Origin of the sequence: Undibacterium sp. TC4M20W (genome assembly GCF_049340245.1) — a bacterium.
Lineage (GTDB): Bacteria > Pseudomonadota > Gammaproteobacteria > Burkholderiales > Burkholderiaceae_D > Undibacterium.
Genome location: NZ_JBMPPI010000054.1, coordinates 1 through 11572 on the forward strand (window position 1 = coordinate 1; position 11572 = coordinate 11572).

General features: G+C 47.3%; 6 protein-coding genes and 1 pseudogene. 2 read left to right on the forward strand and 5 right to left on the reverse strand.

All coding sequences use genetic code 11. The features are described from left to right. From ACO0LL_RS30025 to ACO0LL_RS30035, 3 genes and pseudogenes are all read right to left on the reverse strand, one after another. A pseudogene (locus ACO0LL_RS30025) lies at positions 1-133 on the reverse strand (IS3 family transposase); the annotation flags it as partial. Positions 134-243: 110 nt separating this feature from the next. After that, the gene (locus tag ACO0LL_RS30030) at positions 244-438 is read right to left on the reverse strand and encodes a hypothetical protein (RefSeq protein WP_422954487.1); all 195 of its coding nucleotides are present in this window, start codon (positions 436-438) and stop codon (positions 244-246) included. 610 nt (positions 439-1048) lie between these two features. Continuing rightward, positions 1049-3694, reverse strand: coding sequence for a zinc-dependent metalloprotease (locus ACO0LL_RS30035; protein WP_422954488.1), 2646 nt, complete (start codon positions 3692-3694; stop codon positions 1049-1051). Between the two features lie 600 nt (positions 3695-4294). Here ACO0LL_RS30035 and ACO0LL_RS30040 point away from each other — a divergent pair. After that, positions 4295-7165 (forward strand): TonB-dependent receptor domain-containing protein, encoded by a 2871-nt coding sequence (locus ACO0LL_RS30040; RefSeq protein WP_422954489.1) that lies wholly within the window; start codon positions 4295-4297, stop codon positions 7163-7165. A gap of 131 nt (positions 7166-7296) precedes the next feature. Then, positions 7297-9294, forward strand: coding sequence for an alpha/beta hydrolase family protein (locus ACO0LL_RS30045; RefSeq protein ID WP_422954490.1), 1998 nt, complete (start codon positions 7297-7299; stop codon positions 9292-9294). Positions 9295-9358: 64 nt separating this feature from the next. Here the strand turns inward: ACO0LL_RS30045 and xerD are convergent, their stop codons facing one another. Beyond that, positions 9359-10282: a site-specific tyrosine recombinase XerD gene (gene xerD, locus ACO0LL_RS30050; protein WP_422954491.1), complete on the reverse strand. Its 924-nt coding sequence runs from the start codon at positions 10280-10282 to the stop codon at positions 9359-9361. Next, a complete protein-coding gene (locus ACO0LL_RS30055) occupies positions 10273-10806 on the reverse strand; it encodes a methylated-DNA--[protein]-cysteine S-methyltransferase (RefSeq protein WP_422954492.1) in 534 nt (177 codons plus the stop codon). Before ACO0LL_RS30055 ends, xerD begins: the two co-directional genes overlap by 10 nt. Positions 10807-11572: the final 766 nt, after the last annotated feature.

An 11572-nucleotide genomic window follows, 5' to 3' on the forward strand; every position in this document is an offset into this window, starting at 1 on the left:
TTGATCTCCCCTGTATCCCGTACCGGCGCTGAGCTTCTACATAGGTCATCTCGCCTTTTTCTACTTGCTCTACTACTGATAATTTAAAAGTCAGCGTGTAATCTCGCTGACTCCTGCGTATCCCTGTATCCATCTCACTTTCCTTTCAGGCTCTAGAAAAGTGTCAACTTTAATCAGGACGGGTCACAGTCAATAAAAAAGCGCCAAGAAATTTGGCGCTTTTTTCAAGAATCTAGCTCATGCTCATTCTATTTTAGTGATAGGTGGCTGATAAGGAGTAGGGATCGGTCCATTAGGGCGGGGTGGATTTCCTGGCGCCACGACTTCTATCGGGACACTACCAACAATCTCAACTGGTGAGGCAATGATTGGATTATCTGGACTTTCACCGTCACCGCCGGCAATCAGGCTCAATTCTTCATTTGAAATCAAACGCATTTGACACTACTCCATTGTAGGTAAATAAATTATGTCTGTTCAGACATAAGCATTTGCATCATTCCCGGCTTTTTGTGCCTGGAACAGCATCCTGGCACGGGACTATGCACTTCCATGCATACAACCACATGCCTGAATTCTTTTTCCGCACTTCTTCATCCAGCCATGTATCCAACAGCACAGGCAAATAAAGGCTGCTTGAACTTAAAAGAAGCAGCAAAAAACACATATCGATAGCACACTTTTAAGTCGGCATAAGTTGCTAAATTATATTTTATAAAATATCACACAATGAATGCCACATCAACAATAAATGGATAAATTTTTTCCCATTTATACAAGCATTTGATATCAGAATAAATTAGCAATGCAATTGAAAAATGCGTTCAATTTACAACTTGGCATGCATTACTTACTCAGCTTGAGCAAGGGGAAAAACAGTCGCTCGCTATTCTATTTTTTTTCAGTAAACATGAAAAAAGCCCCGTGCTTTTACACGGGGCTTTCCAGCTTGCCAGAAGTCAGTATTTGAAAATGATGCTAATACTGGACGCTACAAAAAATGACTACATTAAACGACTGCACTAAACGACTACTTTAAACGACTGGATCAAACGCCAGCCCTCACCAAAGAAGCCTTCAATACCTCATTCAAAGTAGCCAGACTTTCAGACAAATGCGCGCGGGATTCCGGGCTCATAGGCTTGCCAACTGCGCCACGGATAGCTACCAGCAACTGGTTTGCCTGTTCCCTTTGTAAACTGCGGGCATCCGCGGGTGCTGTTGCAGACGGTTTCAGCAAGGCATTCGACAAGCGTTTCAGGTGTTCACGTTGCAGATTGCGGCGGGCCGAACTGATATCTGTACCGCTTGACAGTTCACTCCAGATATTCGACTGCAGGTTTCCATACAGCTCATGCAGGGACAATACCTTTTTAGGATCACGCAATTTCTCGGCATTATTGAGCATGCGTTGTGCCACCAGATCAGACATCAATTGATCCAGGGCCCCGGTTTGCAAGCTCAGCAAGCGTGCAGAAATTGACACATCATTGCGGCTGGCACGCTGGAAGTGATCGACACCCAAACGGCTCAGGAGCTCTGGTGTAAAGACAAAACTCTTGGCCGTAAACAGACTGTCAGATACCAGCTTTAAGGCCTGACGCTGACGCTCTACCGCGATAGGTGTGAAAGTGGCCCGGCCAGTACCGGCATGGTCACGCAAGAAAGTGGTACCGCCAACATATTTCGTCGCTAGCGGCACGGTACGGGCAAACTGACCAAAGCCATATTCAAAACTGCGGCGCAGTGTTTCATAGCTGTCACCTGTTTTTAACTGACGGGTTTGCAGCCTGTCCCACAATTCGCGTGAAATAGTTAAACGTTTTTGTATATAGACCAGCGGATCAGAGCCCAGATCAAACACATTGACATCAGGGTCAGAAACCATGGTACCTGCAGAATCTTCGTCAGTACCATATGCCAGCAAAGGTTCGGTAGAGCGTGAAGCAATGCGGGTCAGCTCATCTTTTTCTTTGTCGGCATCGATAGGCTTGTAAGCGTATTCAATTGCCCAGTAATCATAAGGGCCAAGAGAAGACATGACGTATTCGCCCTGAGGCTCACCCTTGGTCGCCAGATTGAAAGGCACATAGTCCATGACTGAGCCAGCCATGCCATTGACCTTGGTGAACGCCGGGTCTTGCAATTGCTTCAGGGTATAGATCGTGGAAGAACGGAAGTTATGACGCAAGCCCAGAGTGTGACCAATTTCATGCATGATGACGTCTTTGACATAGGCTTGTGCCAGTGCTTCGGCTTTCGGGCTATCCATCTCCATTTCACCACGGGCATCCAGCAAGTCCATGACGAAGCCCATTTCCATCGATGCTTCATGGGCAAAATCACAGTCACCCTGGGCATGCAGCGCATGTGTTTGTGCATCTTCACCTATCATGCGGCGGGCACCGCGGGCAAAGACATCTGACATACCGATATCTGCATCCAGAATTTCGCCGCTGCGCTCATCGACACGTGAAGGGCCGATAGCGAAGCCGACGTCTGCACCGACAAACCAGCGTATCGAGGCATGACGAGAATCCATAGTATCAAAAGCGTCTTTTTCAGTTTGCTGTTTGACGACCACGGCGTTTTTGAAGCCTATCTTTTCAAAAGCCTTGTTCCATTCGAGCACGCCTTCAGTGATCGATTTGCGGTATTTCTCTGGTACGTTCTTGTCCAGCCAATACACGATAGGCTGTTTTGGTTCTGACAGTGCGGCTGTCGGGTCTTGCTTTTCCAGACGCCAGCGATTCACGTAGTAACGTGAAGTCTTGGGTTTGAGATCTTCGGTGAAATCGTAGCTGGTCGTCACAAAATGCCCGAGCCTGTCATCTGCCAGGCGTGGTCGCATGGCTTCAGTTGGGAGCGCTGAGAAATTAAAATAAAAACCCACGAAAAAGCTGCGCGGATCAGGTGTCGTTTGTGGGGGCGTAGGGAGAGCTACTGGCGGTGGCACCAATGGAGAAGCAGCAATGCGTGGTGTCATGAAATGTGCATTCACAAACAAACCTGCCAGAGACTCATCCGTATTCAGCTTGCCAAAGCTGGTATTGGCCTTGTCCAGCACATACATGGCGCGATAGGCATATTCCAGGCTCGTTGAATAACCAGGGATATCATTAAACAGCAAGGCGCTGGCATCGACCAGGATGCCTTTCGACTCTGAATTGGGCGTACTCAATACGCTGGCGCTGGCCAGCAGACTATCGGAAAACGCTTGTGAAACAGCGAGCGCCTGTGGCGTGCCAGGAGTCGCATAAAACTGGGTATTCTTGGCCAGTAGTTGTACCTGATTACCAATTTTTTTGAACACGGCCTGATAACCACGTCCCATCTGGCTGCCATACAAACCACGCTCGCCTATGCTATTGGGGATGTTGTAAGTAAACAGGAATGGTTTATCAAATTGCTCGGGGCGAATTTCCAGCCAGACTTTGTCGTCTTTCTGATACAAATTAAAAAACCCCTTGAGCTCCTTAGCGTCTTTGATAACATCTTTAAAAGGACGCAATCCAACAGGAGGTGTTGCTGCAGGAGCTGGTGCAACCGCTGGTGTAGCTGCCGCGGTGCCATTTGTAGCAGGTGCAGCGGCCGGGGTCGCGGGAGGTGTCTGGGCAAGGGCTGCCTCACTCAATGCACATAACAAAAGGAGTAAGGTCTTTTTCTTAAAATGTACTTCTTTTGACAATTTCATATTTTTTCCTGGTTGGATGAATTGGCCGCAAACTACTCACTAAGCAAGGATTTGCTCAGTTCATAGACCTTGTTTCTCGTTACAAGTTCTTACATATTGCAGGAACTTATCAATAGGCTGGATTTTTACAGAAATTCGGAAATTTGAAAATTTTTTCGCATTTCTCGGATTTATATTAAACCGCTAAATGACGGCAAATCCATCATATTTTCTTGAAACTGATACCTTTTTCCAGTTTTTATAAGCTTATAACTGGAATTTATATGAAAATAAATGAATTTCCAAAAAGATACCAAAAATCCAATTTCATGGAAAATTAGAAATTAAATTTTCATTTCCTGTCGTTGTCAAACAACAAGCACTCAAAAAAAAGTAACAAATGCTTTCCCGGAAAGGTATTTTATTTACATAATAAAGTTCTGTTTGATTCATTGCCTTTCACTTCCCGCACGCATTTATAAAGAGGATGGATTTGGCAGCATTTCATCAGGTAGCAGTGCAGGATTGTTTGCAAATTTACAAAATTTTTGAACTAAACCTGTCTGCCAAACGGATCCGGCACCCGATTGCATCTGGTCTATCAACAAAGAGGGAACAATAATGATATTTAAAGAAAAAATAGGCGTGCAGTCCGTGCGCCTGGCGCTCAGCGTATTTGCTGGCTCCATGCTGATCGGGGGTTTTGCCCACGCTCAGACTGAAGCACCACAACGTATTGAAATTACCGGCTCTAACATCAAGCGCACGGATAAAGAAGGTACGTCTCCAGTACAAATTATTACTGCAAAAGAAATCCGTGAAAGCGGTGCGGCAACTGTCACTGACTTCCTGAAAAAAATCCCTGCGATCGGTACAGGCGGCGCGCTTGATAACGTCGATGGCGGCTTCTCCAAAGGTGTGGCAACTGCATCCTTGCGTGGACTGGGTTCTTCGTCCACCCTGATCCTGTTGAATGGCCGCCGCATGACGCCAGCAGCGTATGCCAATCCAAACGACGGTCAATCCACACTATATGACTTGAATTCGATCCCTATCTCTGCGCTTGAGCGTATTGATATTTTCAAAGATGGCGCATCTGCGGTGTATGGCTCTGACGCTATTGCTGGTGTCATCAACTTTATTACCAAACAGGATTACCAGGGCGCGCAAGCTTCTGCCTCCATATCCTCTGATGCCCACAGCAAATTTGGCCGTCAAAAAGCCAATATTTTCGGTGGTGTAGGTAATTTCTCCAACGATGGCTACAACGTCTTTGCCACATTGGATATCTCCAAGCGCGACAGCACCAAACTGCAAGATGCTACTGCCTGGGAAAAAAGCATGTACCAGGATATCAATGCGACATTGATTCCTTACTACAGCTCTATCAGCGCCAGTCCAATTTTCTTCAGAGAACGTACGCCTGGCAGCAATTCCTTCTTCACCAGTGGCGCATTCCCTAATGCGAATATCGTCAATGCGCTGAACTGCCCCACTTCCCAGCAACTGGTGGGTGGTCCGCAGTACAATCTGGCAGCGACCAGCTACCTGACAGGCCGTACATTCTGTAACTATAACGGTAACCAATACCTTGAATCTCAAGGCGCAGCTCAGGATATTAACTTCCTGTCCCGCGGCCAATTGCGCATCAATGACAATATCAGCGCTTTCGGTGAATTCGCTTACTCCAAAACAGAACGCAAATACACTGGCGTATCACGCACTATCGACGGCCGTACAGCAGCGTCTGCGTTCCCACAACTGGGTGCAGCTGCAAGCTTCCAGGCGATCTTGCCTGTTGGTCACCCTGACAATCCGTTCCCGACTTCCCGTGCAGCGATTTTGTACCGCTTTGAAAATATTCCTGGCGGCTCCAAAAATGAAAATGATGCAGCACGTCTGGTAGCCGGTATCAAGGGCAGCAATTTCAACTGGGATTGGGAAACAGCAATTCTCTGGAATAAAGTCAAACGTGAAGAAACCTTGAATGGCTTCATCCAGTTGGACGCTGTTCAAAAACTGATTACGCAAAACAAATCGATTGCTCAAGTAGCTGCTGACCCATCCGTCAGCCGTCCACTGGTCAATCACAATTCTTCTGAAATTACTCAGTGGGATGCCAAAGCCAGTACTGAAATCGGACAATTGTCCGGTGGTGCAATTGGCCTGGCGACAGGTTTTGAATTGCGCAAAGAAAAAATGCAATTGACGCCTGACCCTGCAACATCTAGCGGTAACGTTCTGGGCCTGGTCAATCAATTCTTGTCTGGCGAACGTAATGTCAGCTCTGCTTTCGTGGAATTGCGCACACCATTCAGCAAAACTTTTGAAATGGATTTTGCCGGTCGTTACGACAAATATCCAAATATCAAAGGCTCTTTTGTACCAAAAGTCGGTGCAAAATGGACACCGAACGATAGCATTTCTTTCCGCGGTACTTATGCTGAAGGTTTCCGTGCTCCAGCTTTGAATCAGATCGTTAAAGGTGGTACACAGTACTTCACCACAACAGCTGATCCTATACGTTGCCCAGATGGCGTAACAGCGGTAACTGGTGCAGACCAGTCTGATTGCAGCAAGAGCATTTCCGGTGTTGCCGGTTCCAGCCCTGACCTGAAACCAGAAACATCCAAGAGCCTGACTATCGGTCTGATCCTGGCACCGACCAAGAACTTTGACGTCGCACTGGATTTCTACAAAATCAGGAAAGAAGGCGAAGTTGCCTTGCTGGGTACTGACGTTGTTATCCAACATCCAGCCCAGTACCCTGGCCTGGTTATCCGTGATACCAATCCAGGTACATGGATCAAGGATGCCAATGGCAATGTGATTCCAAATTCCGGCCCGATTTTCTCGGTATATACCCCATACATTAATCAGGGTAGTACAGAAACAACCGGTGTGGATATCGACACAACCTTGCGTACTTCTTTGGGTGCCTACGGCAATCTGACAACCAAACTGAACCTGAACTATATCTTCTCTTACAGAAGTGCTGGTTCACCTGGCGATCCAGAGTTCAACCTGGTTGGTGGTAACGTTGGTGTTGCTAACTGGGCTTTGAATCGTGGTGCGATTCCAAAACTGAAAGCATCCCTGAGCACAGCATGGACCAACGGAGCGCACGCAGTAAGTGGCTCGATCAACTTTGTTGATTCAGTCTCCCTGTTGCGTCGTTACGATGGTACTGTTGAATACCCAGTTCCATATTGCTACTACGGTACTGGTCAACCATCCACAGCCTACAGCCTCGGTGGTTTGCCTAAGTACAGCAACTACAATATGGATTGTAAGATCGCAAGCTGGACTACGATCGATGTCAACTATGCTTACACAGGTATCAAAAACCTGACTATCAGCGGCAACATCCAGAATCTGTTTGATTCCAAAGCGCCGTATGATCCGGGTGCAGGTACAGTTGGCTATAACCAGTCTCTGCATAACCCGCTGGGTCGCTACCTCACAGTTAGCGCGAATTACAAGTTCTGGTAATTATCAGCGAAATGAGAAGCAAATGCAGCCTGTTTGCTTCTCGCTTGCGGGATTAAAAACGCCTCGGTCTGCCGGGGCGTTTTTTTTAAGCCCTGCCATCCAAATACAATACTTTCAAATCTGGAGAACACATGCGGTCCATCTATTTGCGCATCACTCAACCAGTCATCAAGTTGATGCTTGCCTTGACATGGTCATTGGCTTCCCTGCAAGCAGCACAAGCCGGGGAAACCCCGATTCCGGTAGAAAAATTCTTCAAAAGTGCCCAATTCAAGGATGCTCAATTATCCCCGAATGCCGAGTTGATCGCTTTCCTGGCGGCAGACAATGACAACCGCAGCATGCTGGTCATCATGAATTCAAAAGGTGACGCTACCCCAACCGTAATTACGCGCTACAGCAACCTGGACGTCATTTTTTTTCATTGGGTCAATAACGAGCGTTTAGTCTATGGAATATCAGAAAAAGACTTGGGAGCAGGCGAAAAAAATTCAGGTTCCGGATTATTTGCCATAGACAAAGATGGTAAAAATTCACGTCAGCTAATTGATCGTTTTGTCAAAGCCGGCGCACCAAAATTTCGTCTACTACCTGCCAGAACCAGGTTTATCAGTACAACCGGCAATGAAAGCTCAGACGACATCTATGTCGGACAAAATTCCACCGAACGCATGAATGCAGGTATTAATTTATTCAGGCTCAACACCAGAACAGGGCAAACCGAGATAGTTGCCGTGCCTCCGCATTCCATCGACTTTCTATTCGATCCATCTGGACAGGTACGTATTGCCACTGCCAGCAAAAATGGCATCACCAGTGTCCATTACAAGGAAAATAAAAATACTGAATGGGTGCAGCTCTATCAATTTGATGACACTGTCGAAGATGGTTATTCACCTGTCTTTATCGGCACGTCAGGCCAGTTTTATGTGACGGCCCGGAATGGCAAGGACACGGCTGCACTTTATCAATACGATACCAAGTCCAAATCCCTGATACCCAATCCGTTACTGGCGCTGAATGGTTTTGATTTCGATGGTGACATTCTGTTTGACAATCAGCAAAACAAGCTTGCAGGCATACGCTATGAAACTGATGCCCACGCAAGCGTCTGGTTTGATGAGAAGGATAAAAAAATCCAGAGCCAGATTGATGCACTGTTGCCCAACATGGTTAACCTTGTTGATAAGGGAAGAAGTCAGGACGCCAATGTCAGGCTGGTCAAATCATTTTCAGATACGCATCCGGGAAATTATTCACTATTCAATGTAGATACGTCCAAACTGACGCAACTGGGCGTAGTCAATCCGGACATTGATCCTGCCAAAATGGCTTACAGGGATTCCGTCCGCTACAAAGCACGTGATGGCCTTGAAATCCCAGCCTACATCACTCTGCCCAAAGGCCGTCCGGCGAAAAACCTTCCTCTGATCGTGATGGTGCATGGCGGCCCTTTTCTGAGAGGTGGTCACTGGAACTGGACACCTGCCGTACAATTTTTGGCATCCCGTGGCTATGCAGTCATAGAGCCGGATTTTCGTGGCAGCACAGGGTATGGTAAAAAACTCCATCAGGCGGGCTGGAAACAATGGGGTCTGGCAATGCAGGACGACCTGGCAGACGCCAGGGAATGGGCAATCAAACAAGGTTATGCCGATCCCAAGCGGGTCTGTATAGCCGGGGCCAGTTATGGCGGATATGCCGTCTTGATGGGCCTGATAAAAGAACCAGACTTATACCGCTGCGGAATAAGCTGGGTTGGAGTATCCGACATTAATCTGCTGTATGACGTTTCCTGGAGTGATACGGCAGGCAACGCCTGGACCAAATACGGCATGCCCAAGCTCATCGGTGATCAACAAAAAGATGCTGAGCAATTGCAACGCACTTCGCCTTTGCAGCAAGCATCCAGACTAAAGAATCCTTTGATACTGGCATATGGTGGTGCTGATGTACGTGTCCCACTGATCCATGGCACCAAGTTTTACGATGCGGTCAAAGCCCATAATTCCAAAGTGGAATGGATAGTTTATCCAGAAGAGGCGCATGGCTGGGGTTTATTGAAGAACAATGTCGATTTCTGGACCAGGGTAGAAAAATTCCTGGATGAGAATACGGCAGTAAAATAAATCAATACGCTTCAATTAAAAAATCCACGCTGATCAGCGTGGATTTTTTTTGCCACAAATTCGCTCAGCCACGCGGATGATGTATGGCATGCAATTTTTTCAGACGTTCACGTGCCACATGCGTATAAATCTGCGTCGTTGAAATATCCGCATGACCCAGCAGCAGCTGCACTACCCGCAAATCGGCACCATGATTCAACAGGTGTGTCGCAAAAGCATGGCGCAAGGTGTGTGGTGACAAATGGGTAGTGATATCTGCCTGCATCGCATACTTCTTGATGAGTATCCAGAACATCTGCCGAGTCATGGCACCACCACGGGCGGTGACGAACAAGGCATCGTCTATCTGCCCATTCAGTATGGCTGGCCTGCCTTCACGCAGATAACGTTCCAGCCAGGTGCGGGCTACTTCACCAAATGGCACCAGCCTGGTTTTGTCACCTTTGCCGGTGATACGCAGCACACCTTCGTTGAGCCCCACTTCTATGGAGCGCAAACCCACCAGCTCACTGACACGCAAGCCACAGGCATACAATAGTTCCAGCATGGTCTTGTCGCGCAAGCCGTGGGGATTGGTATCATCCGGGGCCTGCAGCAAGGCAACGACCTGGGCTTCACTGAGGGTTTTGGGCAAACGCTGTCCCTGCTTGGCCGAGCGTAATTTGGTGCAAGGATTGACACTGATCAAGTTTTGACGGAAGGCAAGCAAATAAAATCGCTTGAGTACGCTCATGCGCCGGTTGGCAGAACTGGCTTTGGATGTGCCGTGTTTGGCTGCAATGTAATTGCCTATGTCAGCATGATTGACTTCATACAAATGCTTGCCTTGATCGGCGTGCAAATACTCGGCAAACAAACGCATGTCGCGGCGGTAAGCCTCTATGGTGTTTTTTGCCAACCCGTCTTCCAGCCATAGTGCGTCGCAAAACTGATCGATTTGCGACGTCAATTTTTCCGGCAAGATGACAGGCAACGGTTTTACTTCCACAATTTTTCCTGGGTAAAGCCGGCCACGCCCTCATGTGTCAGCAGCCAGCGCTTTACACCAAGGTGGAATCCGGTTTCATCATCATTGTGGGCAAAGCCCCCCAGACCACCAGCAGCAGTCACGCGGTGACATGGGATAACCAGCGGGTACCAGTTGGCACCACAAGCCTGGCCAACCGCGCGTGGTGCCGAGCGTATGTGCTTGGCAATTTGGCCGTAGGTCAGTACCTGGCCACGCGGTATGGAAGATATAGCCTGCCACACCTTGTCCTGAAATGCCGTGCCGGCCTCTTTCAAAGGCAGGTCAAATTGAAAGTCGGGGTTTTCCAGATAAGCCGCTATTTGCCTGGCGGCTGTTTCAGCTACTTTGTCTGACGGTGCTTTTTCCTGGAAGCGGGGCGGCAGGTAAACCAGTTCACTGACTTTTTGGTCTTCGCAGCGTATGCCGACGGCACCAAATGGGGCTTCGACAATGGCAGAGAAAAAACCTGCTTCCTTGGATTCTTTAGTTTCTTTGTTCAACATGGTTTTCCTTTTTGACAAAAGAAAAAAGGCGCATCATCCGATGCGCCCTTAAAACATCTTTCGCGTTTTTGGCTGTTTAGCGTCTGCGATTTTTTTAAATTTATCACATTCGCTCAGCTTGTAGTAAAAACGCGCGTCTCCTCAGTGTGTACGGTATTGTTACCGTTATTTTGCACTACCGCCTTTTAAACCTGTATGCCTTTTTCTTCTTGATCTTAGTCTTGCAGAAATCTGAACTGCCGTGAATATAGCATGATGAGTTTTGGCTTTCAAAACAAAAATGACACAAAACAGTGCATTGTTGCAGATATGTGAAAAACGATCATAAACCTAAAAAATGTGCTAGGCAACACCAATTTAAATTCTGCCAAAATAAAATTTGCCGTATTTCCTTGCGGGAAACTAGGCAATTTCTTTCAAACTTTGGTCAGTTTACTTTGTTTAACGTATTCATCTATTAAATATGACAAGCATCTGATGATCCTCAATGCGTAAACAATGAGCAGGAGACGGCATGTTGACCACATCAGGTTAAAAAAACAGGCGCCTCAAATCAAATTCCTCACCATTTTGGTGATTTTAAGAACGAATGGCTTGCATGCAATTTAAGCATGGCTTAAATTGCATGCAGAACTTGTGGAAATTAAATTACCTCCGGCAAAGCCGGAGGTTTATTGCTGGGGCGCCTCAAAGGCGCTGGTAACCCTTGATCCGCCTAAAGGCGGCTACAGTCCCAATTTCATTTGGTCGTAACGCTCATCTTCCT